Annotated in this window: 3 protein-coding genes; all 3 read left to right on the forward strand. The window is 74.1% G+C overall.

Going from position 1 to position 26,144, the window contains the following annotated elements:
* Genes GPA10_RS15905 through GPA10_RS15915 form a run of 3 tightly spaced genes read left to right on the forward strand, consistent with a single transcriptional unit; the run spans position 1 to position 26,059 of the window.
* On the forward strand, positions 1–6,333 hold the full coding sequence (locus GPA10_RS15905; protein ID WP_198351617.1) for a non-ribosomal peptide synthetase: 6,333 nt from the start codon (positions 1–3) through the stop codon (positions 6,331–6,333).
* Positions 6,330–24,842 (forward strand): non-ribosomal peptide synthetase, encoded by an 18,513-nt coding sequence (locus GPA10_RS15910; RefSeq protein WP_157166111.1) that lies wholly within the window; start codon positions 6,330–6,332, stop codon positions 24,840–24,842. The genes GPA10_RS15905 and GPA10_RS15910 overlap by 4 nt, the downstream gene beginning before the upstream one ends.
* Positions 24,839–26,059: a cytochrome P450 gene (locus GPA10_RS15915; RefSeq protein ID WP_058849238.1), complete on the forward strand. Its 1,221-nt coding sequence runs from the start codon at positions 24,839–24,841 to the stop codon at positions 26,057–26,059. The genes GPA10_RS15910 and GPA10_RS15915 overlap by 4 nt, the downstream gene beginning before the upstream one ends.
* Positions 26,060–26,144 lie beyond the last annotated feature (85 nt).

Raw genomic sequence — 26,144 nt, forward strand, 5'->3', positions numbered from 1 at the left:
GTGGTGGAAGGGCCGGGCACCGGGGCTGACGACGGAACACGCTCATTTCCGGGACTCTTCGGCCGCCGGGTCGAGGCGGCGCCCGACGCGGTGGCCGTGGAGTCCGCCACCGCCTCGATGACCTACCGGGAGCTGGACGAGCGAGCCGATGAGGTGGCCCGCGGACTGCTCGCCGCCGGAGTCGGCGCCGAAGCGGTAGTCGCCGTCGCCGCACGCCGGACGCCGGAGTGGGTGGCCACGCTGCTCGGGATCCTTCGCGCGGGCGCGGTCTATCTGCCGCTGGACACCGCGCACCCGGCCGAGCGCCTCGCGTACATGGTCGAGGACTCCGGGTGCGTCCTGGTCCTCGCGGACGGGAAGGGCGGCACCGAACTGCCCGGCAGCTCGGTGCCCGCGGCCGGCTTCGGGGAACTGCGCGGGGACGCCCCGGTGCCGAATTGCCCGTCGCCCGACCGGAGCGCCTACGTCATCTACACCTCGGGGTCCACCGGCCGGCCGAAGGGTGTGGTGGTCACCCACGGCGGCTTCGCCGGACTCGCCGAGGCCCACGCCGGGCAACTCGGTGCCGCCCGGGGCAGCCGCGTGCTCCAGTTCGCCTCCCCGGGCTTCGACGCCTCGGTGTGGGAGCTGTGCATGGCCCTGCTGTGCGGCGCGACGCTGGTGCTCGCCGACGACGCGGACCTGGCCCCCGGGGACCCGCTCGCCGCCACTCTGTCGAACCGCCGCATCACGCATGTGACGCTGCCGCCACCCGTCCTCGCGACGCTCCCCGCCGACGCCATGCCCGCCGTCGAGTGCCTGGTCGTCGCCGGGGACGCGACCGCGCCGAGCCTCGTCGAGGCCTGGGCCGGGGGCCGGACCATGGTCAACGCCTACGGGCCGACCGAGACCACCGTGTGCGCCACCATGAGCGGCCCGCTGGTCGCCGACGGCCGGACGCCGGCCATCGGCCGCGCCGTCACGGGTGCGCGGGTCCATGTCCTCGACGCGGAGCTGCGCCCCGTCCCGCACGGCACCGTGGGCGAGTTGTACGTGTCCGGTCCCCTGCTGGCCCGCGGCTACGCGGGCGACCCGAGCCGGACCGCGGCCCGGTTCGTCGCGGACGTGGCGGGACCGCCGGGCGCCCGGATGTACCGCACCGGGGACCTGGCCACCGCGTCGGCCGACGGCACGCTCACGTTCCGCGGCCGGGCCGACACCCAGGTCAAGATCCACGGCGTGCGCATCGAGACCCAGGAGGTGGCGGCCGTCCTCACCGCGCACCCCGACGTCGTGGACGCGGTGGTCACCGTCCGCGAGACGCGGTCGAGCAGGCAACTCGTCGCGTACGTCGTGTCGAAGGAGCGGGAACGGCGGCAGTCGGGTGTGTCGAGCGGGAACTACGGCTCCCTCTCCTTGACACCGGCGGGTTCACCGGTCGACGACCTGCGCGCCTTCGCGGCTCGGACGCTGCCCACGGCCATGGTCCCGGCGGAGTTCGTACCACTGGAGCGGATCCCGCTCACCCCCAACGGCAAGCCCGACCTCGCGGCGCTCGCCGCGCCCCGGCCGCGGCAGGTCGACTACCGGGCTCCGCGCAGCGCGACCGAGGCGCTGCTCGTCGAGCAGTTCGCTCAGGTGCTGGGGTCGGGGCCGGAACTGGTCGGTGTCGACGACGACTTCTTCGCCATCGGCGGCGACAGCATCCAGTCCATCCAGGTGGTCTCCCGCGTGCGCGAGCACGGCGTGCGGATCAGCGCCCGGGACGTCTTCGAGCGGCGGACGGCGGCCGCGCTGGCCGAACTCGCCGCGACGCGCCCGGCGGCAGCGGCCACCGTACCGGCCGAACTGGACGGGGGCGGCACCGGCGCGATGCCGTTGACGCCGGTCGCCCGGTGGATCCGGGGCTGGGGCCCCGGATTCGACCGGTTCCTGCAAGCCATGGTGGTCGCCCTGCCCGAGGGGATCGACGAGGAGGACCTGACGGCGACCCTGGGGGCGGTGCTGGACCACCACGACGTGCTGCGGTCCCGTCTGCGGGAGGACGAGGTCGTGGTGGCGCCCGCGGGCACCGTCGCCCTCGCCCTGGACCGGGTCGAGGGCGTCGTCGACCCGTCCGACCCGGCCTGGCACCGGGTCCTGGAGGGGGAACTGGACCGGGCGGCCGCGAGCCTGGACCCGTCCTCGGGGAACGTCGCCCGCTTCGTCTGGTTCGACGGCCGGCCCGGCGCGCTGCTCATCGTCCTGCACCACCTGACCGTCGACGGGGTGTCCTGGCGCGTCCTCCAGTCCGACCTCGCCGACGCGTGGACGGCCGTCCGTGCGGGGCGCAAGCCGCGCCTGCCCGACGTGGGCACCTCGATGCGCCGGTGGACGCACGCGCTGGCCGAAGAGGCGCACCACCCGCGCCGCCTTGCCGAACTCCCGATGTGGCGCTCGATCCAGGCGGGCCCCGACCCGCTGCTCGGCGCCCGGCGACTCGACAGCACGACGGACGTGGTCGCCACGGTGGCCCACGTCCCGGTGACCGTGCCCGCACCGGTCACCGAGGCGCTGCTGACCACCGTGCCCGCCGCGTTCCGCGGTGACGTCATGGACGGCCTGCTCGCCGCGCTGGCACTGGCGCTGGTCGCGCGGCGCCGGGCCCGGGGGGAGAGCGAATCGTCGGTCCTGATCCGGGTGGAGGGGCACGGCCGGGAGGAGGGCGTCCTGCCGGGAGCGGACCTCGCCCGGACCCTGGGCTGGTTCACCACCGTCTACCCGGTACGTCTCGACCTCGCCGGGATCGACCTCACCGAAGCGCTCGCGGGCGGCCCCGCCGCGGGCCGGGCCGTCCTTCAGGCCAAGCACCGGCTGCGCGCCATCCCCGACAGGGGCATCGGATACGGGCTGCTGCGCCATCTGAACGAGGACACCGCCGCGCTGCTCGGCGCGCAGCCGACCGCGCAGGTGGGTTTCAACTACCTCGGCCGGTTCGCCCCGGCGGACGGCACCGCCTGGAGCCGGATCGAGGTGCCCCAGCTCGCCCAGCTGGACGCCGGCCAGGACCCGGGGATGCCCGCGCCGGCGGAGCTGGACATCAACGCGAGCCTCGTCGACACCGCACAAGGGCCGCGGCTGCACGCCGTGTTCAGCGCCCCCTCGGGTGTGCTGGCACGCGACGAGGTGGCTCGGTTCGCGGAGCTGTGGGGTGCCGCGCTGGCCGCGCTCGCCCGGCACGCGGCCACCCCCGGCGCCGGTGGTCTCGTACCCTCGGACGTGCCGTTGGTGCCGGTCGCACAGTACCTCCTCGACGAGTGGACGCGGCGCCACCCGGATCTGGTCGACGTCTGGCCGTTGACGCCCCTTCAGTCGGGTCTGCTGTTCCACAGCATGGCGAACGACTCGGGCTTCGACGCCTACCAGGTGCAGTACGTGCTGCGGCTGGAGGGCCCCGCCGATCCGGAGCGGCTGCGCGCCGCCGGGCAGCGGCTGCTGGCCCGGCACCCGGCACTGCGGTCGGTGTTCGCGCCCGACGGCAGCGGGGAGATGGTGCAGCTCGTCCTCGGCGACGCCGAACTGCCGTGGCGGGTCGCGGACTTCAGCGACCTGGACGAGAGCGCGCGCACGCGCGCCATGGAGCGGCTGCTGGCCGACGACCTCCGCGAGCACTTCGACCCGGCCGTGCCGCCGCTGGTGCGGATGACGTTCGTCCGCGGCGCGCCCGACGTGGCGGACCTCGTGCTCACCGCTCATCACGCGGTCGTGGACGGCTGGTCGATCCCCCTGATGGTGCGGGAGTTGCTGCTGCACTACGGCTCCGGCTCCCCGCCGCTGCCGGAGGTGCGCAGCCAGCGGGACTTCCTCGCCTGGCGTGCCGCACAGGACCCGAACGAGTCGGCGACGGCCTGGGCGGGCGAACTGGAGGGCGTCGACGGGCCGACGCCGATCGCGGACGGACCGCGCGAGGACGGACCGCGCGAGGACGGACCGCGCGAGGACGGACCGCGCGAGGACGGACCGCGCGAGGACGGACCGCGCGAGAACGGACCGCGCGAGGACGGCGGTGCGGGGATCGGGCAGGTCGACGCCCCGCTCTCGGCGGCACAGTCCGAGGCGGTCGCCGCGTGCGCCGCGCGGCTCGGGGTGACGGTGAACACTCTCGTGCAGACCGCGTGGGCGCTGCTCCTGTCCAAGCTGACCGGGCGGCGGGACGTCCTGTTCGGAGCTGTCGTCTCCGGGCGCCCGCCCGCGGTGCCCGGCGTGGACGCGATCGTGGGCATGCTGCTCAACACGGTGCCGGTCCGCCTGGACTGCGATCCGGGCCGCTCCCTCGCCCACCTGGTGACCGACTTGCAGAGCAGGCAGGCCGCCCTGCTCGACTACCATCACCACGGGCTCAGCGAACTGCACCGGGCGACCGGCGTGTCCGAGCTGTTCGACACGGTGGTCGGCTTCCAGTCGTTCCCGCTCGACCGGACCGGCATCACCGACGCGGGCCGGGAGGCCGGGCTGCGGGTGCTGGGCATCCGTTCCTTCACGGTGAGCCACTACCCGCTGGCCCTCATGGTGTTCGCCGAGCCCGGCAGTCCGCTGCGCCCCTGCGTCCAGTACCGGCGGGACGCGTTCGACGACGCGGCGGCGGCCGGGATCGCCGCCCGGTTCGCCCGGATACTGAGCCTGGTCGCGCAGGACCCGGAGCAGCGGGCCGGCACGCTCGACGCCCTCTCCCCCGGCGAGCGGACGAGAAGGGACGCCGAGCCTCCCGCGTCCGCCGGGCAGACGGTCGACGAGCTGCTCGCCGCGCGCGCACGGTCAGCGCCGGACGCCGTGGCGGTGCGGGGCGCCGGGGGCCTGCTGACCTACCGGGAGCTCGACCGCAGGGCCACGGCGGTGGCCCTGGCCCTGACCGAGGACGGGTTCCGGCCCGGGTCCACGGTGTCGGTGCGGCTGCCGGCCGCACCGGAGCTCGTGATCGCGACGGTCGCGGTGCTGCGCGCAGGCTGCTGCCTGGTGGCGCCGGACGACGACGCGGACCGGGTGCTCGGCGACCTGCCGGCACAGCGGGCGGGAGCGGGCGCCCCGGATCCGGTGCACCCGGGTCGTTCGGTGCGTCCGGCCCGTCCGGTGCAACCAGGCCGTACCGCCGCGCTCCTTGCGACCTGGGGGCATGCGGACGGACGCCGCGTCGTCGCGCTCAGCCACGCGGCCCTCGCCGCGCGCGTCGAGCAGGCCGCGACGCCCGCGCCGCTGCGCACCGCCTGCGACGGTGAGTTCGGGCGGTGGCTCGTCGACGTGCTCGCGGCGGTGAGCGTCGGCGGCGGCCTGGAGATCGCCACCGGCTCCGGCGGACCGCGACCCCCGGCCGAGGACGGGGCCGGGCAGGCCGAGGACAGGGCCGGGCAGGCCGAGGACCGGGCCGGGCAGGCCGCGGGCGAGGCCGCGTGCTCGCACACCGAGACCGGACACCCACGCCTGTCGCCGCCGCACGGTGGCGAGGGCGCGGACCGGCGCGGCTCGCTCTTCGCACCGCGGCCCGGCCTGCGGCTGAACGTACTCGACCACAGCCTGCAACCCGCGCCCGAAGGGGCGGTCGGCGAACTGTACGTCGCGGGCCCGGCGCTCGGGCTCGGCTACCACGAGCAGTCCGCGACCACCTCGGCGTACTTCGTCGCCGACCCCTTCGGTCCTGCCGGGGCCCGCATGTTCCGTACGGGCGAGCGGGTGCGTCGTCGGCCGGACGGCACGCTGCAGCTGATCGGCCGGGCCGACGGGCAGGTGACGGTCCGCGGTGTCCGGGTCGGCCCGCGCGCGGTCGAAGCGGTCCTGACGCAGCACCCCGAGGTGGCGGAGGCCGCCGTGGTGGCGGAACCCGCCGGCACGGCACGGGGCACGGACGGCCGTCCGCTCCTGACCGCGTACGTGGTCGGCGCCGGTGCCGCCCCCGGCCTGCTGGCCGCGTTCGCCGCCGGGCGGTTGCCGCGCGACGTGGTCCCGGACAGCGTCGTCCCGCTCGCGTACCTCCCCCGGCGGCCCGACGGCAGGGTCGATGTGCCGGCTCTGGCCTCGGCGCGGCGCGCCGAGCGGGTCCGCCGTGAGCCGCGCGACGAGCGCGAGGCGAAGCTGTGCGCGCTGTTCGCGGACGTCCTTGAGGTGGACGGCGTCGGCCCCGACGACAACTTCTTCGAGCTGGGCGGGACATCGCTGACGGCGACCCGGCTCAGCAGCCGGATCCGCCAGGAACTCGGTGTCACCGTCTCGATCCGGACCATCTTCCAAACCACCGCCATCGCCGACCTGGCGCGCGCGGTCGAGGAGACAAGCGCGTCCACCAGACCAGCTCTGCGCCGGATGAACAGGAGTGGCCAATCGTGATCCCTTTGTCGTTCGCCCAGCGCCGGTTGTGGTTCGTCGACAAGTTCGAGGGCCCGTCGGCGACGTACAACGTGCCGTTCCGTCTGAACCTTCAGGGGCGTCTCGATGTCGCGGCCCTGCATGCCGCCCTCCAGGACGTCGTGGCCAGGCACGAGAGCCTGCGCACCCTGATCGTGACGGACGAGGACGGCGTGCCGTGCCAGGACGTGCTGCCCCCCGGCCGGGCGGTGGTGGACATGCCCGTGACCGATGTGGCCGAGGCGGACCTGCGGGCGGCCGTGGAGTCGGCCGCCGGGCAGGCCATGGACATCGCGGTGGACCTGCCGCTGCGGGCCACGCTGTTCCGGGTCCGCCCGGACCTGCATGTGCTGGTCCTGCTGATGCACCACATCGCCAGTGACGGCGAGTCGATGGCGCCGCTGGCCCGCGACCTGGCCACCGCCTACACCGCCCGGGTCCGTGCCGAGGCACCCGACTGGCCCGAACTCCCGGTGCAGTACGTCGACTACACGCTGTGGCAGCGGCAGACCCTGGGCGACGAGAGCGACCCGGACAGTCTGCTGTCGAAGCAGGCCGGTTACTGGAGCCGGGAGTTGGCCGGGGTCCCGCAGCCGATCAGGCTCCCGCTCGACCGGCCGCGGCCGCCGGCACCCAGCCACCGCGGCGACGTCGTCGGCGCCGTGCTGAGCCGCGGCGACCTGGCCGCGGTCGAGGCACTGGCCCAGGCGCACTGGGTGACCGTGCCCATGGTGATGCAGGCCGGTCTGCTGGCCCTGCTGCAACACCTCGGGGCGGGCACCGACGTCGCCATCGGCTCGACGATCGCCGGGCGTACCGACCACAACCTCCGCGACCTGGTCGGGTTCTTCGTCAACTCCTGGGTGCTGCGCGCCGACCTGTCCGGCGTCCCGTCGTTCGACCGGTTGCTGACGCTGGTCAAGGACAAGGCCCTCAGTGCCTACGACAACGAGGACGCCCCCTTCGAACGCCTGGTGGAGCTGATCAACCCGGAGCGGTCGACGGCGTACCACCCGCTGTTCCAGGTGATGTTCACCTGGGAGGACGACTTCAGGATCGACCTCGAACTGCCGGACCTGACGGCTCGCCTTGAGGTGCTCGACACCCGGACGGCCAAGTTCGACCTGGAGTTCAACCTCTTCCCCGACCCCGACACGGGTGGGCTGCGCTGCTATCTGGAGTACGCCACCGACCTGTTCGACCGTACGACCGCGACCGGCATCCTGGAGCGGTACCTGCGCCTGGTGGGGCAGTTGGCGCGCGAACCGCAGTTGCCGCCCGCCCGCGCGGACATCCTGACCGCGACCGAGCGCGACCTGGTGCTCGAACGGTTCGCGGGCAGCACACCGGCCGTCCCCGCGCTCACCGTCGCCGGGCTGGTCGACGCGCGGGCCGACGCCGATCCGCACGCGGTCGCCGTGGTGAGCGAGGGCGTCTCGCTCACCTACGGCGAACTGCGGACACGTGCCGATCAGGTGGCGCACGCCCTGGCCGGCCGGGGCGTCGGGCCGGAGGACCTGGTGGGGCTCGCGCTGCCGCGGACCGCGGAGCTCGTGGTCGGCATGCTCGGCATTCTCAAATCCGGTGCCGCCTATGTGCCCGTCGACCCCCGGTACCCGAGCAGGCGCCTCGGCTCCGTGCTCGCCGACGCCCGGCCGCGCCTTGTCCTCACCGACAGCGCGACCGCGCCGTCGATACCCGCGACGGACGTCCCGCTGCTGCTGCTCGACCAGGACGTCCGCACGGCGCAGGACGGGCCGTACGACGCGGCGGCACCGGACAACGCCGCGTACGTCATGTTCACCTCGGGTTCGACCGGTACCCCCAAGGGTGTCGTGATCACCCATGCGGGGGTGGTCAACGGCGTCCGCAGGCTCGCCGAGGTCGTCGGCATACGCGCGGGCTCGCGCGTCCTGGCCGCCACGTCGGTCAACTTCGACGTGTCGGTGTTCGAGATCATCACCCCTCTCTCCGTCGGCGGCTGCGTCGAGATCGTGCGCGACGGGCTCGTCCTCGCGGAGCGCGGCGGCTGGTCCGGCGATGTCGTCAGCACGGTGCCCTCGGTCCTCGCCGAGGTCCTCGACCAGGTGGGCGACGGCCTCGACGCGTCGGCCGTCGTGCTGGCCGGGGAGCCGCTGCCGGACTCCCTGGTGCGGCGGATCCGTTCGGCGGCGCCCGGGGCGCGGGTGATCAACGCCTACGGCCAGACCGAGAGCTTCTACGCCACGACATGCACCGCGGCCGACGGCCCCGACGCCCGCCCCGCCGTTCCCATCGGCACCCCGCTCGGCAACATGCGCTGCTACGTCCTGGGCCCGGGGCTGCGTCCGGTGCCCCCCGGTGTCGTCGGTGAGCTGTACGTCGCGGGTCTCGTCGGCCGCGGCTATCACGGCCACGGCGCCCTGACCGCCGACCGGTTCGTCGCCGACCCCTTCGGCCCGCCCGGGGCCCGGATGTACCGGACCGGCGACCTCGTCCGGTCCGGCCACGACGGTGTACACGAGTACGTCGGCCGCGACGACGCCCAGGTCAAGATCCGCGGGGTGCGCATCGAGACCGGTGAGGTCGAGGCCGTGCTCACCGCGCACCCCGGGGTGGCGCAGGCCGTGGTCACCCCGCGCACGAGCGGCGCGGGGAAGCACCTGGTGGGCTACGTCGTCCCGGTCGCCGCCGGCGACCAGGGCTTCGGCGACGTGGACAGCCTCGGCGACCTGAACGTGGACCTGACGGCCACGCTGTCGGCGCGGGACCTGCGCCGGTTCGCCGCCGAGCGGCTGCCCGAGTACATGGTCCCGTCCGTCTTCGTCCTCCTGAACCGTCTGCCGCTGGCCCCCAACGGCAAGCTCGACCGGGCGGCGCTGCCGGAGCCCGAGTCCGGCACCGGGGAGTACCGCGCGCCGCGCACACCGGGCGAGGAGATCCTCACCGGTCTGTACGGAGAGGTGCTCGGGCTGGAACGGGTCGGCGTGGACGACGACTTCTTCGCGCTCGGCGGGGACAGCATCCGTTCGATCCAGATCGTCTCCCGCGCCAAGGGCCTCGGTCTGGACATCGCGCCGCGGGACGTCTTCGAGTGCCGGACGGCGGCCGAACTCGCGGCGCGGGCGGCGGGCGCGGCACCGCGGGAGCGGTCCGTGCTGCCCGAGCTTGAGGGCGGCGGCACCGGCCGGCTGCCGCTGTCGCCGGTGGCGCGGCACGTGCTGCGGCTCGGCGGGGACGTGAACCGTTTCGCCATGTCGATGGTCGTCGACCTGCCGGCCGGTATCGACCGGGACGGCCTGCTGGCCACGCTCACCGCGGTCCTCGACCACCACGACCTGCTGCGGTCACGGCTCGTACCGGACGGCCTCGTCGTCCCCGCCCCCGGTGAGGTCGAGGTGGCGCCGCTGCTCCGCGAGGTCGACTGCGACGGCCGCTGGGACCAGGAGTGGCACGGGCGCGCGGTCACGGAACTCGACGCCGCCACGGCCGGACTCGCCCCGGCCGAGGGGCGCATGGCCCAGTTCGTCTGGTTCGCCCCGCCCCAAGGCCCCGGGCGGCTGCTGATCGTCCTGCACCACCTCGTCGTGGACGGTGTGTCCTGGCGGGTGCTGCTGCCGGACCTGGCCGTCGCCTGGCAGCAGGTGCGGGACGGCGAGCCCGTCTCGTTGCCGCCGGTGGCCACCTCTGCGCGCAGGTGGGCCCACGCGATGGCGGCGGAGGCCCGCTCCCCGCAGCGCGTCGCGGAGCTGCCGGCCTGGCGCGCGGTCCTGGGGGCGCGGGAGACCCCCCTCGGCCCGCGCGCGCTGGACCCGGAGACCGACGTGATGTCGACCGTGGACCATGTGTGGCAGCGGGTCCCCGCCTCGGTCACCGAACATCTGCTGACCACGCTCCCCACCGCCTACCACGGCGATGTGCAGGACGGGCTGCTCACCGCGCTGGCGATGGCGGTCGCCCAGTGGCGCCGGGACCGCGGCGAGGCGGCGGACGCCCCATTGCTGACCAACGTCGAGGGGCACGGCCGCGAGGAGCAGATCGTCCCGGGCGCCGACCTGTCCCGCACGGTCGGCTGGTTCACCGTGATGCGCCCGGCCCGGCTCGACCTCGGCCCCGTCGACCTGCGCGGCGCGTTCGCCGGCGCGCGGCCCGCGGGCGACGCGCTCCGGGCGGTGAAGGAGCAACTGCGTGCCGTGCCGGACCGGGGCGTCGGATACGGGCTGCTGCGGTATCTGAACCCGGACACCGAGTCGGTGCTGCGGCGCTATCCCTCGCCCCAGGTCGGGTTCAACTACCTGGGCCGCTACTCCCCCACCGACATGCCCAAGGACCTGCGCGACCTCGGCTGGCAGCAGGCCGAGGGCACCACGGACCTGGTGGCGGCCCCCGATCCCGCCATGCGCGCGCTGTCGGTGCTTGACGTGCACGCCCTGGTCACCGAGACCCCCGAGGGCCCGGCTCTGCTGGCACGCTTCGACTACGCCTCGCGGATCCTCACCCGGGACGACGCGCGGGAGCTGGCCAGGCTCTGGGAGCTGGCGCTGCACGGCCTGGCACGCCACGCGGTCGAACCCGGCGCGGGCGGGCTCACGCCGTCGGACCTGCCGCTGGTGCCGGCGAGCCAGCAGGAGATCACCGCCTGGGAACAGGGCTATCCCGGGCTGCGCGACGTCTGGCCGCTGACGCCGATGCAAGCGGGCCTGCTGTTCCACGCCCAGCTCGCGGGTGCCGGCTTCGACGCCTACCAGATGCGTCTGGTGTTCCACGTCGACGGCGCTGTCGACCCGGCGCGGATGCGCCGTGCCGGGCAGGCGCTGCTCGACCGGCACCGCAATCTGCGCGTCGCGTTCACGCGCGACGCGGCGGGCGACCGGGTGCAGGTGGTGCCGGGCCGGGTCGGCCTGCCGTGGCGGCACGTCGACATGAGCGCACTCGCCGAGTCCGAGCGCGGGGCCGCCCTCGACGCCCTGCTCGACGAGGAGCACGCCACGCACTTCGACCTCACGGCGGCCCCGCTGCTGCGGCTCACCCTCGTCACCCTCGGCCCCGACCGGTCCGAACTGGTGCTCACCGCGCACCACGTGCTCTTCGACGGCTGGTCCGTGCCGCTCCTGATGCAGGACCTGCTGCACCTCTACGCCTTCGACGGGGACGGCTCACGGCTGCCCCGGGTGCGCGGATACCGCGACTTCCTGCGGTGGCTGGGCGCTCAGGACCACGAGGCGGGCGCCGCGGCCTGGGCCCGTGAACTGGCCGGCGTCGAGGAGGCGACGCTCCTGGCCCCGCACCGGTCCGACGAGGCCGCCGGGTCCGGCATCGGTCAGATCGACGTGCCGCTCGACGCGGACTCGGCGCGGGCCCTGGAGCGGCTGGCGAGCGAGCTGGGCCTGACGGTGAACACGGTGGTGCAGGGCGCCTGGGCGATGGTGCTCTCCTATCTGACCGGGCGCTCCGACGTGGTCTTCGGCGCCGCGGTGTCCGGCCGCACCCCCGAGGTGGACGGCATGGACTCGATGATCGGGCTGTTCATCAACACCTTGCCCGTACGGGTGGACTGCCACCCGGCGCAGACCCTGCGGACGCTGTTGACGGAGTTGCAGCGCCGTCAGGGCGCGCTCCTCGCGCACCAGCATCACGGGCTGCTCGACCTGCACCGGGCGACCGGTCTCAACGTGCTGTTCGACACGCTGGTCGGCTACGAGTCGTACCCCGTCGACTCGGTCGCCCTCGCCGACGCCGGGGACGCCGCGGGCCTGCGGATCAGCGGCGTGAGCCCGCTCAGCGGCGCGCACTATCCGCTCGTCGTGATGGCCTTCGGCGACCCGAGGCTGCGCGTCGGTCTGCAGTACCGCCACGACGTGTTCGAGCGCCCGGCCGTGGAGGAGTTCGCGGCGCTCATGTCCCGGGCCCTGGGGCAGCTCGTCGACGATCCGGACACCCGGGTGGGCCAGGTCGACTTCGCCGTGACCACGGGGACCACGGGGACCACGGGGCCCACGGAGACCACGGGGACCACGCGGACCACGGGGCACGCTCCCGTGGCGGGCGGGGGCACCGGCTCGGCCGGAGCGGGGCAGTCGATCACGCGGCGGTTCGCCACGCAGGTCGCCGCGACCCCGGACGCCGTCGCCCTCGCCTTCGGCGGCACGGAGCTGAGCTACGCCGAAGTGGACGCGAGGGCCGCCCGGCTCGCCGCGGTGCTCGCCGCGCAGGGCGTGGACCGCGAGACCGTGGTCGGCGTCGCGCTGCCGCGCTCGCCCGACCTGGTGGTGGCCCTGCTGGCCGTGCTCAAGGCGGGCGGCGCGTATCTGCCGGTGGACCCCGGCTATCCGGCCGACCGCCTGGCCTTCATGCTGGCCGACGCCCGGCCGGCGCTCGTGGTCACCGTGGCCGAGTTCGCGGGGCTGTTCACCGGCCGGGACCGCCCCGCGCTGCTGCTCGACGATCCAGCCGTGGTGCGGCGGATCGCGGCGGCCGCACCGCGGGCCGACCGGGAAGGACACGGGGACCAGCAGGCGTACATCATGTACACGTCCGGGTCCAGTGGTGTCCCCAAGGGCGTCGCCGTGCCGCACCGGGCCGTGGTGGGTCTCGCCGACGACCGGCGCTACCGCGGCGGTGCCCACGAGCGGGTGCTCGTGCACTCGCCGCAGGCCTTCGACGCCTCGACCTACGAGTTGTGGGTCCCGCTCCTGAACGGCGGGCAAGTCGTGGTGGCGCCCCCCGGCAGGCTGGACACCGCCGTCCTCGCGGCGCTGGTGGCCGAGCACGGGATCACCGGGCTGTGGCTGACCGCGGGACTCTTCAGCGTCGTCGCGGAGGAGCACCCGGCCTGCCTCACGGGCGTACGGGAGGTCTGGACGGGCGGGGACGTGGTCCGGCCCGCGGCGGTGGAGCGGGTCCTGCGGGCCTGCCCGGACCTGACCGTCGTGGACGGCTACGGCCCCACCGAGACGACCACCTTCGCCACCTGCCACCCGATGGCCTCGCCGGCCGACGTCGGGGACCCGGTGCCCATCGGCGGCCCGATGGACGGGATGCGGGTGCACGTCCTGGATGCCGCGCTGCGCCCGGTGCCGCCCGGCGTACCCGGCGAGCTGTACATCGGCGGCACCGGCCTCGCCCGCGGGTACCACCACCGTTCCGGCCTGACCGCCGGACGGTTCGTCGCCTGTCCGTTCGGCGCGCCCGGCGAGCGGATGTACCGGACCGGCGACATCGTCGCCGAGGACGCCCGCGGCGAGCTGGTCTTCCGGGGCCGGGGGGACGCGCAGGTCAAGATCCGCGGGTTCCGCGTCGAGCCCGGCGAGGTGGAAGGGGCGATGCTCGCCCACGGCGAGGTCGCCCAGGCCGTCGTGGTCTGGAGCGGGGAGCAGGACGGCGACCGGCGCCTGGTCGGCTACCTCGTTCCCGGTGACGGCGCGGGAAGCGCCGACGCCGACGGCGGCGACCAGGTCGGCGAGTGGCGACAGCTCTACGACGACCTCTACGCGGACGCGGACGTCGTCTGGGGCGAGGACTTCAACGGCTGGAACTCCAGCTACGACGGAGCGCCCATCCCGCTGCCGCAGATGCGGGAGTGGCGTGCCGCCGCCGTGGACCAGATCCTGGCGTGGTCGCCGCGCCGGGTACTGGAGATCGGTGTCGGATCCGGCCTGCTGATGTCGCAACTCCTGACGGAGGTCGATGAGTTCTGGGGCACCGACCTGTCGGCACCGGTCATCGACCGGCTGACCGAACAGGTCCGCCACCTGGGCCTCGCCGAGCGGGTACGGCTGCGGACGGCGGCCGCCGACCGGCTCGACGGGATGCCCGCCCGCCACTTCGACACGATCGTGCTGAACTCGGTCGTCCAGTACTTCCCGGACGCCGGGTACCTCGACGCCGTCCTCACCCGGGCGCTGGACCTGACCGCTCCCGGCGGGCGCGTCGTCGTGGGGGACGTCCGGTCGGCGGCGTCGCTGTCCCTGTTCCACACCGGTGTGCGGTACGCCCGCCACCCCCAGGAGCGGCTCGCCGCCCGCCGCGCGGCCGTCGCCCGCGCGGTGCTGCTCGACGAGGAGCTGGTGCTCGACCCCGAGTGGTTCCACGTCTGGGCCGCCCGGCACGGCGCCGTCGCCGACATCCGGCTCAAGCGCGGGTCGGCGCACAACGAGCTGACCCGGCACCGCTACGAGGTCACCCTGCACAAGGCAGCCGAGGACACGGTCGACGTCGGTGCCGCACCGGTGCTGCGGTGGGGCCACCAGGTGGACCGGCTCGACGAACTCGCCCGGCTGTACGACGGGAGCCCGCTGCGGATCAGCGGCATCCCGAACGCCCGGCTCGCCGGGGACGCCGAGGCGTCGGGCCTGCCCGTCGCGCCGGGCGTGGACCCCGAACACCTCGTGCGGTGGGCGGACGAGCACGACCTGGACGTGGTGGCGGCCCCGGGCGGCGCGCCGGAGTGCTTCGACGCGGTCCTGGTCCCCCGCGGCCTCGCCCGCGGGCACGTCCTCGCCGGCGGCTACGTGCCCGTCGGCCGCACGAACCTGGCGGGCAACCCGGCTCGGGCACGCCGGATCGGCGCGCTCGTCGCCGAGGTGCACGAACACCTGCGGGAGCGGCTGCCCGAGTACATGGTGCCCGCCACCCTGATCGCGGTGGGCGAGATCCCGCTGACCGCCCACGGCAAGGTCGACCGCCGGGCCCTGCCCGTGCCCGACCAGGCCGTCGAGGCGTCCGGCCGCGGTCCCCGCAACCCGCGCGAGCAGCTCCTGTGCGGGCTGTTCGCGGACGTCCTGGGCCTGGACCGGGTGGGCATCGACGACGACTTCTTCGAGCTCGGCGGCCACTCCCTGATGGCGACCCGGCTGATCAGCCGGATCCGTACCGCGTTCGGTGCGGAGATACCGATCTCCACGGTCTTCCACGCCCCCACGGTCGCCGGGCTGACCGGCCACCTCTCCTCTGACACCCGGGTCCGCTCCGCCCTGCGCCGGGCCGCGAGCAGGCCCGAGCGGGTGCCGCTGTCGTACGCCCAGCAGCGGCTGTGGTTCATCGACCGGTTCGAGGGTCCCTCGGCCACCTACAACGCTCCGCTGCCGCTGCGGCTGACCGGTGAGCTGGTGCCCGCGGCCCTGCGGTCCGCGGTGCACGACGTGGTCCTGCGCCACGAGAGCCTGCGCACCGTCTTCGTGGAGGACGCGGACGGCGTCCCCTGGCAGCGGGTGCTCCCCCCGTCGCAGGTCCGTGTCGACCTGCCCGTCGTCGACGTCCTGGCCGAGGACGTCGAGGACGCCGTCGTGGCGGGCGCCGGCCACCGCTTCGACCTGGCGGGGCACATACCGGTGACGGCCCGGCTGCTGCGGTCCGCGCCGGACGAACACGTGCTCGTGCTCGTGATCCACCACATCGCCACCGACGGTTCGTCGATGGCACCGCTGGCCCGCGACCTGGCCACGGCCTACGCGGCCCGGCTGCGGGGCGAGGCACCGGACTGGCAGGAGCTGCCGGTCCAGTACGTCGACTACACGCTGTGGCAACGGGATCTGCTCGGCGACGAGTCGGATCCGGACAGCCTGATGGCGGCGCAGAGCTCCTACTGGCGCGCCGAACTGGCCGGCGTCCCGCAGCCCGTGCCCCTGCCCGCGGACCGGCCGCGCCCGCCCAGGGCGAGCCACCGCGGCGACGTCGTCGAGTTCGCGGTGGACGCGGACACGATGCGCGGGGTGGAGGCGCTGGCGCGGGCCGCCGACGCCACCGTGGCGATGACGTTGCAGGGTGCGCTGGCGGTGCTGCTGTCCCGGCTCGGCGGCGGGGACGACCTGACGATCGGTTCGCCGATCGCCAACCGCACCGACGAACAGCTCACGGACCTGGTCGGCTTCTTCGTCAACACCTGGGTGCTGCGCGCCGACCTGTCCGGCAACCCGGCCTTCGTCGACCTGCTGCGCCAGGTGCGGGACCGCGCCCTGGCCGCGTACGAGAACCAGGACATCCCCTTCGAGCGGCTGGTGGAGCTCCTGAAGCCGGAGCGGTCCACCGCCCATACGCCGCTGTTCCAGGTGATGTTCGCCTGGCAGAACTTCGCCCGCGAGGACTTCGCCTTCCCCGGGCTCACCGTGGGCTTCGACCACGTCCGGACCGGCACCGCCAAGTTCGACCTGTTCTTCAGCATGGCCGACCTGCCGGGCCGCGGTGTCCTCGGCGCCCTCGAGTACGCGACCGACCTGTTCGACCACGGCACCGCCCAGCGCATCGCGGACTGCTTCGTGCAGCTCCTCTCCCGTCTCGTTGCCGCCCCCGAGCGGCCGGTCGGCGCCGTCGACCTGATGGCACCCGCGGAACGGGAGCGCGTCCTCGACGCCTTCAACGACACCTCGGTGCCGGTGGTGGACCTGACCGCCGCGCAACTGGTGGAACAGCGGGCGGCGCTCACCCCCGAGGCCGTCGCCGTGGAATGCGACGAGGTCCTGCTGACCTACCGGGACCTGGACGGCCTCGCGAGCCGGCTCGCGGCCGAGCTGGCCGCCCGCGGCGCCGGTCCCGAGACCGTCGTCGGCGTGGCGCTCCCCCGGTCCGCGGACCTGGTCGTCGCGCTGCTCGCGGTGTGGAAGGCGGGCGCCGCCTACCTCCCGATCGACCCCCGGTACCCGAGCGGGCGCCTGGAGCTGATCCTCGGTGCCGCCCGACCGGCCTTGTTGATCACCGACACGGCGACCGAGGAGGTGCTGCCCGCCGTCGAGTGCCCCCGCGTCCACCTGGACAAGGCGCGCGCGGGCCACGCCCTCGCGCCGACGGCGGCACGGCCCGACAACACCGCGTACGTCATGTACACCTCGGGCTCCACGGGTGTTCCCAAGGGCGTCGCCGTCACGCAGCGGGGCGTGGTCAACGGCCTGAGCCGACTCGTCGACGCCGTCGGCATCGACTCCACCACCCGCACCCTCGCCTCGACGTCGGTGAACTTCGACGTCTCGGTGTTCGAGATCTTCGCCACCCTGGTCGCCGGCGGCACCGTGGAGGTCGCCCGCGACGTGCTGGTGATCGCCGAGCGCGGCGGGTGGACGGGCGGGATCGTCAGCTCCGTGCCGTCGGTCTTCGCCGAACTCCTCGACCAGGTGCCGGAGAAGATCCGTGCGAGTGCCGTCGTCTTCGCCGGCGAGGCGCTGTCGGAGGCCCTGGTCGACAAGGTGCGCACGGCGATCCCGGGCGTCCGGGTGGTGAACACCTACGGGCAGACGGAGAGCTTCTACGCCACCGCGTTCCCCGTACCGGGTGACACGGTGCGCATCGGGTCGCCGCTCGGCAACATGCGGACGTACGTGCTCGGCGACGGCCTGCGCCCGGTGCCGGTCGGGGTGGTCGGCGAACTGTACGTGGCCGGGGACATCGCCCGCGGCTACCACGGCCGTCCTGAGCCGACCGCCCACAGGTTCGTGGCCGACCCCTTCGGTCCGCCGGGCGGCCGGATGTACCGCACCGGCGACTTCGCGCGCTGGGACGAGCACGGTGTCCTGGAGTACGTCGGCCGCGGCGACGCCCAGATGAAGATCCGCGGTATCCGCATCGAACCCGGCGAGGTGGAGGCCGCGCTGGCCGCCCATCCCGCCGTGGCGCAGGCCGCGGTCACCGTGCGCGGTGCCGACGAGGGCCTGCCGCGGCTGGTCGGCTACGTCGTGCCGGAGGGCGCGCGGCAGGAGGACCCCGACGCCGATGTCGACCTGGTCTCCGGTGTCTCGCGCGACGAGGTGCGCCGGTTCGTCGCCGCCCGGCTGCCGGAGTACATGGTGCCCGCCGTCGTCATGGTCGTGGACCGGTTCCCGGTGGGCCCCAGCGGCAAGCTCGACCGCGGCGCCCTGCCGGAGCCCGGGTTCGTCGCCGCCGAGTACCGCGGGCCGCGCACATCCGACGAGGAGATCCTCGTCAAGGTGTACGCCGAGGTCCTCGGGCTCGGACAGGTCGGCACCGAGGACGACTTCTTCGCCGTCGGCGGCGACAGCATCCGGTCGATCCAGGTGGTCGCGCAGGCGGGCGCGCTCGGTGTGGAGATCACCCCGCGGGACGTCTTCGAGTGCCGTACGGTCGCCGAACTCGCCGTCGCCGCCGCGGCCCGGCGCAGCAAGGGCCGACGGCCCGTGCTCGCCGAGCTGGAGGGCGGCGCGAGCGGCCCGCTGCCGCTGCCGCCGGTGGCCAGGTACATCGAGGAACTCGGCGGTATGCGCGGCAGGTTCGCGATGTCGGCCGTCCTCGACCTGCCCGCCGGTGTGGTGGCGGACGAGCTGGTCGCGGCGGTGCGCGCGGTACTGGACCGGCACGACGTCCTGCGGTCCCGGCTGGCCGGCGAGGCCCTGGTGATCGGCGAGCCGGGCTCGGTGGACCCGGTGCCGCTGCTGCGCCGGGTGCCGTGCGCGTCCGCGTGGGACTCCGCGGACTGGCGGGCGAGCGCCGCGGCCGAACTCGATGCCGCCACCGGGCAGCTCGACCCTGCCGCGGGCGACATGGCCCGCTTCGTGTGGTTCGACCGTGCGGACGGCGCGGGCCGGTTGCTGATCGTCCTGCACCACCTGGTGGTCGACGGCGTGTCCTGGCGCATTCTCGTGCCGGACCTCGCCACGGCGTGGCAGACCGCGCACACGGGGCGCACCCCGGTGCTCGCCAGGGTCGGTACGTCGGTACGCCGCTGGGCGCACGTCCTGACCGACACCGCGGCCGAGCGGGCCGCGGAGCTGCCGCTGTGGCGGGAGATCCTCGACGGCCCCGACCCGCTCGTCGGCGCCCGCCCGCTGGACCCGGCCGTGGACACCATGGCCACCGTGGACCAGGTGCAGGTCGAGCTTCCGGCACCGGTCACCGAAGCGGTCCTGAACCGGGTGCCCGCCGCCTTCCACGGCGGCGTCAACGACGGGCTGCTCGCCACGCTCGCCCTGGCCCTTGCCAGGTGGCGGGCCGATCGCGGGGAGCCGGAGCCGTCCGCCCTGATCCGCCTGGAGGGGCACGGACGGGAGGAGCAGATCGTCCCGGGCGCCGACCTGTCCCGCACCGTGGGCTGGTTCACCAGCGTCTTCCCCGTCCGGCTCGACCTCGCCGGTGTCGACATCGCCGACGCCTTCGCCGGCGGTCCTGCGGCCGGTGTACTGGTCAAGGCGGTGAAGGAGCGGTTGGTCGCGCTGCCGGACAAGGGTGTCGGGTTCGGCATGCTGCGCTATCTGCACCCCGACACGCGGCGGGAGCTGAGCGCGCTGCCGACCGGGCAGATCGCCTTCAACTACCTCGGCAGGGTGGCCGCGGACAGCGAGATGTCCGGCACCGGCTGGACCGTGGCGGGCGACGCGCTCGGGCTGCTCGCCGACCCCGACCCCGACCAGCCGGCGATGGCCGCGGTGGACATCAGCGCCTACGTGGTGGACACCGCGGCGGGACCGACGCTCGCCGCCCGGTTCTCGTTCCCCACGGGACTGCTCCGCCGGGCCGAGGTGGCGGCGCTCGCCGACCTGTGGACGCGGGCCCTTGCCGGGCTCGCCCACCATGTCGCCGCTCCCGCGGCAGGCGGACTCACACCGTCGGACCTGCCGCTCGTCCCGCTGGACCAGCCCGCGATCGACCTGCTCGAACGGCGCTACCCGGCGTTGCGCGACGTGTGGCCGCTGACGCCGATGCAGTCGGGGCTGCTGTTCCACAGCGTTCTCGCGCAATCGACGTTCGACGCCTACCACATGCAGCTGGTGTTCCACCTCGCCGGACCCGTCGACGCCGAACGGCTGCGCCGGGCCGGGCAGGCGCTCCTGGACAGGTACCCGAACCTGCGGGCCGCCTTCGTGCCGCACGCGGACGACGGCTGGCTCCAGCTCGCCGTCGACGGCGTCGAACTGCCGTGGACCGAGACCGATCTGAGCGGGCTCGGCGCCGACGAACGGCACGAGGCGTTCGAGAGGTTCCTGGCCGAGGACCACGCCACCCGGTTCGACCCGGCACGGCCGCCCCTGCTGCGCATGTCCCTGGTGCGGATGGAGCCCGAGCGCGCGGAGCTGGTGTTCACCGCCAACCACGTGCTCTACGACGGATGGTCGCTGCCGCTGCTGATGCGCGACCTGCTGCGGCTGTACGAGTCCGCGGGCGACGCCGGGGTGCTCGACCGGGTCCGGCCCTTCCGTGACTTCCTCGCCTGGTACGCCGCCCGGGACCGCGAAGAGGCGGCCCTGCGGTGGGCCGAGGAGATGGCGGGGGTCACCGAGCCCACGCTCCTCGCCGCGGGCGACGGCCACACGCAGTCCGGACTCGGCCAGGTCGAGGTGGAGCTCGGGACGGAGCGGGCACGGAAGCTGGCCCGTCGCGCCGCCGAGCTGGGCGTCACGATGAACACCCTGGTGCAGGGCGCCTGGGCGGTGCTGCTCTCGGCGCTGACCGGCCGCGACGACGTCGTCTTCGGTGCCACGGTGTCGGGCCGGCCGCCCGAGGTGGGGGGTGTGGACTCCATGGTGGGCCTCTTCGTCAACACCATCCCGGTTCGGGTGCGGACCGCCCGCACGGACACGCTCGCCGGTGTGCTGACCACGCTCCAGGAGCGGCAGACGGCGCTGATGGACCATCACCACCACGGCCTCGCGGACATCCACCGCGCCACCGGGGTCGGCACGCTGTTCGACACCCTGGTGCTGTTCGAGTCGTATCCGATCGACCGTGCGGGCATCAGCGAGGCCACCGACGCCGCGGGCATCGTCGTCACCGGTATCCGCCCGCTCAGCGGCACCCACTACCCGATGGTCGTCGTGGCGTCCGCCGATCCCGTGCTGCGGGTGGGCCTTCAGTACCAGGACGGCGCGTTCGGCGGCGACGCGGCCGCCGACATCGCGGCCCGGCTCGGCCGTGTGCTCGCGCAGCTGGCCGACGCGCCGAAGGCGCCCCTGCGGTCGCTGGACCTGCTGGCACCTCAGGAGCGGGAACTGCTGCTGCGGAGCCACAGCGCCACCGAACGGCCCGTGCCCGAGCTCACCCTGCCCGCCCTGTTCGCGCGGCAGGCCGAGACGACGCCGGACGCCGTCGCGGTCGTCTTCGGCACGTCCACGCTCACCTACCGCGAACTCGACGAGCGCGCCAACCGGATGGCGCACCATCTGATCCGCAACGGGGCGGGCCCCGAACGCCGCGTCGTCGTGATGCTGCCGCGGTCGCTCGACCTGCCGGTGGCGCTGCTCGCCGTGCTCAAGTCCGGGGCCGGGTACGTCCCGGTCGACCCGGCGCACCCGGCGGCCCGCGTCGAGCACGTCCTCGCCGACTGCGAGCCGGTCCTCGTCGTCGACGCCGACACCGTCGCGCTGGATCTCAGCGGATGTCCCGGCACCGCGCCCGATGTCGACCCGGCGCCGGACAGCACCGCCTACGTCATCTACACCTCCGGCTCCACGGGGACGCCGAAGGGTGTGGTCGTCCCCCACGCGGCGCTGGTGAACTTCCTGGCGGCGATGGCGGACGAGTTCCCGCTGGGGGCGGACGACCGGCTGCTCGCGGTCACCACCGCCGCCTTCGACATCGCCGCTCTGGAGATGTACCTGCCACTGCTCGCCGGGGCCGCCGTCGTGGTGGCGCCGACCGGTTCGGTGGCCGATCCGAGCGCGCTGGCAGAGCTCCTCGACCGGCATCGGATCACCATCATGCAGGCGACCCCGTCCCTGTGGCAGACGCTCGTCGCGCACGATCCCGGGGCGCTGCGCGGCCTGCGGCTGCTGGTCGGCGGCGAGGCGCTGCCGCCCGCCCTCGCGGAGGTGCTGCGCACCGCGGGCAGCGGCGCCACCAACCTGTACGGCCCGACGGAGACCACCATCTGGTCGACCAGTGCGGCGGTCACCGACGCGCGGCCCTCGATCGGCCTCCCCGTCGCCAACACCCGGGTCCATGTGCTCGACCGGTTCCTGCGGCCGGTGCCGCCGGGTGTGGTCGGCGAGCTGTACATCGCCGGACTCGGCCTGGCCCGGGGCTATCTGGGCCGGCCGGAACTGACCGCGGAACGGTTCGTCGCCGATCCCTTCACCGCCGGGGCACGCATGTACCGCACCGGTGACCTGGTCCGCAGGCGGGTGGCGGGGGAACTGGAGTACGTCAGCCGCGCCGACTTCCAGGTCAAGATCCGCGGTTTCCGGATCGAGCCGGGCGAGATCGAGGCGGTGCTGACCGCGCACCCCGGTGTCGCGCGTGCCGCCGTGATCGCCCGGGAGGACCGGCCGGGCGACCGTCGCCTGGTCGGCTACGTCGTCCCGGACGACACGGTCCGGGCGGCGGCGGGCGCGGCGGAGCAGGTGGAGGAGTGGCGGCAGGTCTACGACCGGGCGTACACCGAGACGGATTCGGTCCGGGCCGAGTGGGGCGAGGACTTCGCTCTCTGGAAGTCGGCCTACACCGGTGAGCCGATCCCGGTCGCCGAGATGTCCGCGTGGAGGGACGCCGCGGTCGCTCAGGTGCTGCGGTCGTCGCCGCGCCGGGTCCTGGAGATCGGTGTCGGTTCGGCGCTGCTGCTGTCCCGTGTCGCGCCCCGCGTCGACGAGTTCTGGGGCACGGACCTGTCCGCCGAGGTGATCGACCGTCTCCGTGCGCAGTGTGCCGGTGCCGGACTCGACGACCGTGTGCGGTTGCTGGCACGGGCCGCCGACGAGACCGACGGGCTGCCCCTGGCGCACTTCGACGTGGTGGTGCTGAACTCGGTGGTGCAGTACTTCCCCACCGTCGAGTACCTGCGGACCGTGCTCGACAAGGTGGTGGGGCTGCTGCGTCCGGGCGGCCGGATCGTGGTCGGCGACGTGCGCAACGCGGACTCGCTGCGCGCCCTGCACACCGAGGTGGCGCGGCTGCGCACCGTCCCGGGGGCCGCCGAGCCCGCGTTGCGCACCGCCGTGGACCGGGCCGTGCTGACCGAGCGGGAACTCGTCGTCGCCCCCGACTGGTTCGACGCGTGGTCCCGTGACCGCGGGCTGGGCGCCGACATCCGGCTGAAGCCCGGCCACCACCACAACGAGCTGACGCGCCACCGCTACGAGGTCGTACTGCACACGGAGCGGGCCCAGGACGTGGCCGCCGTCCCCGGCAGGACCTGGCGCGGCTTCGCCGACGCCGAGCGGTTCCGCCGGGAGCAGGGCGCGGGGCCGGTGCGGATCACCGGCCTTTCGAACGCCCGCTTCGGCGGCGAGGTCGACCCGGCGGAAGTGGACGCCTGGGCCGCCGCCCGCGGCTGGGACGCGCTGGCGGTACCCACCGCCGTGCCGGAGCGCTTCGACGTGGTCCTGTTCGCCGGGCGGGAGGCGGGCCGGGCGGTGTCCGGCACCGTCGTCGCCGACGGCCCGCACCGGGCCCTGCACAACGACCCGGTGCGCGCGAGGCAGCTCCTGTCCCTCGTCGCGACGCTGCGGGAGGAGGTGCGCGAGCGGCTGCCCGAGTACATGGTGCCCGCCGCCGTGCTGGCCGTGGAGGCCCTGCCGCTGACACCCAACGGCAAGCTCGACCGCAGGATGCTCCCGGCGCCCGACTACGGCGCGGCGGGAACCGGGCGGGCTCCGTCCACTCCGTGGCAGGAAGCCCTCGCCGGTCTGTTCGCCGAGGTGCTGGGCCTGCCCGCGGTGGGGGCCGACGACGACTTCTTCGCCCTCGGCGGTCACTCGTTGCTCGCGACCCGGCTGATCGGCAGGATCCGGGCCGCGCTCGGCGTGGAACTGCCCATCCACGCGCTCTTCCAGGCACCGACCGTCGCCGGTCTGGCGGAGCAGCTCAGTTCCGGCACCACCGGTGACGGCCACAGCGACCCCTTCGACCTCGTGCTTCCCATGCGCACCACGGGTGACCGCGAGCCGCTGTGGTTCGTCCATCCCGGGATCGGCCTGTCGTGGGCGTATCTCGGTTACGTCGGCCATCTGCCCGCGGACCGGCCGGTCTACGGGATCCAGGCCAGGGGGTTCACCGGCACCGCGGTGCCCGCGTCGATCGAGGAGATGGTCGACGACTACGTACGCCAGATCCTGCGCGTGCAGCCGGCCGGGCCCATCACGCTGGTAGGGCTCTCGCTCGGCGGCACCCTGGCCCATGCGATGGCCGCCGAACTTCAGCGCAAGGGGCATCGGGTGGCCGCCCTCGTCCTGCTCGACTCCGTGCCCGCCTCGTGGTTCGCCGACAACGCGATCCCCGACGTGGACGAGGCCAGGTACTTCTTCGGCCGCCATCTGCCCGCGCTGGCGGGGCTGCCGAACGGCGACGAGAAGTCCCTGGTGGACACCGCTTCGTCGATCATGGTCCAGCACATGCGGATGCTGCGGGACTTCGAGTCCCCGGTCTTCCGGGGCGACGTGGTGTTCTGCAACGCCACCGAGGACAAGGACGAGTCCTACGCCGGACTGTGGGCGGCCCACGTCACCGGGACGGTGCGCGACCACGACATCCCCTGCGGCCACGTCGACATGCATCTGCCGGGCCCGGCCGCAGCCGTCGGCCGTGTGATCACAGCGGCGCTGGCAGCCAGCGATTCCGCCCGAGCCACCGAGGAGAACCGATGACCTTGCTCGCCGACCAGTGGGCCGGAAACAGCAAGCACTTCTGGATGCGCGGGGAGCCGCCGCGGGAGCCGGTCGTGCTGGACGAGGCCTCCGGCATCTGGCACGTCTACGGATATCCGGAGGCACTCGAGGTCCTCGGCGACACGGGGGTCTACTCGTCCGAGACGGCCCGCCGGTTCGCGCCCTCGGGCGGCGAGGAGTTCGCCGAGGGCAACCTGTTCCAGCTCGACCCGCCGGACCACCGCGAGCTGCGCAGGCTGACGGCGCAGGCGTTCACCCCCCGCGTGGTCGCCGATCTGGAACCCCGCGTCGCCGAGATCACCCACGAGCTGATCGACCGGCTCCAGGGTCGGGACGGCTTCGATCTGGTGGCCGAGCTGGCCTATCCGCTGCCGATCGTCGTGATCTCCGAGCTGCTCGGCGTTCCCGCCGGCGACTACCCGCTGTTCAAGGGGTGGGTCGACGCCATGATGGCCGCGAACGGGCAGTACGACCCGTCCGACGACCCGGAGAAACAGGCCGAGGACGCCCGCCCCCAGCTGGAGGCGTCCGACCGGATCACGGACTACCTCCTGGAGCACACGCGCGAGCGCCGCAAGCGGGGGCGCGAGGACCTGCTCACGCGCTTCGTCCAGGCCGAGGTCGACGGACAGCGGCTGACCGACCACCAGATCGCCAAGATCGGCAATCTGCTGCTGGTCGCGGGGCACACGACCACGGCGATGCTCCTGGCCAACGCGGTGCTGTGTCTCGATGCCTGCCCCGACCAGCAGGCCCTGGTCCGGGCCGACCGCTCGCTGGTGCCCACCATGTTCGAGGAGGTGCACCGGTTCATGACGCCGGTCTCCGCCGTCTACCGGGCCACCGGCACGGACACCGAGCTGGCGGGCCGGCACATCCCCGCCGAGCGGATGGTGATGGTCTGGTGCGCCGCGGCCAACCGGGACGCCCGCCAGTTCACCGACCCGCACACCTTCGACGTCACGCGCGATCCCAACCCGCATCTGGGTTTCGGCCGTGGCATCCACTTCTGCATCGGTGCCCCGCTGGCCCGCCTCGAGGGCCGCGTCGCCCTCGACATCCTCCTCGACCGCTACCCCGTGCTCGGCCTCGACCCGCACAGGCCGCCGACGTTCATCCCCTCGCACGACCTGATCGGCGTCCAGGACCTGCATGTCGTGGCCGAGCCGGCCGAAGGCCGCGGCGGAGCACGCTGACCGCGCTCGCCGCACGACGGACACCCGCCACCCCATCTCCGGGTCACAGCCCGAGCGGACCCGAGCAAACCCGAGCGACTTCCGA

It is taken from the genome of Streptomyces typhae (assembly GCF_009755605.1).
GTDB classification, from domain to species: Bacteria; Actinomycetota; Actinomycetes; order Streptomycetales; family Streptomycetaceae; genus Streptomyces; species Streptomyces typhae.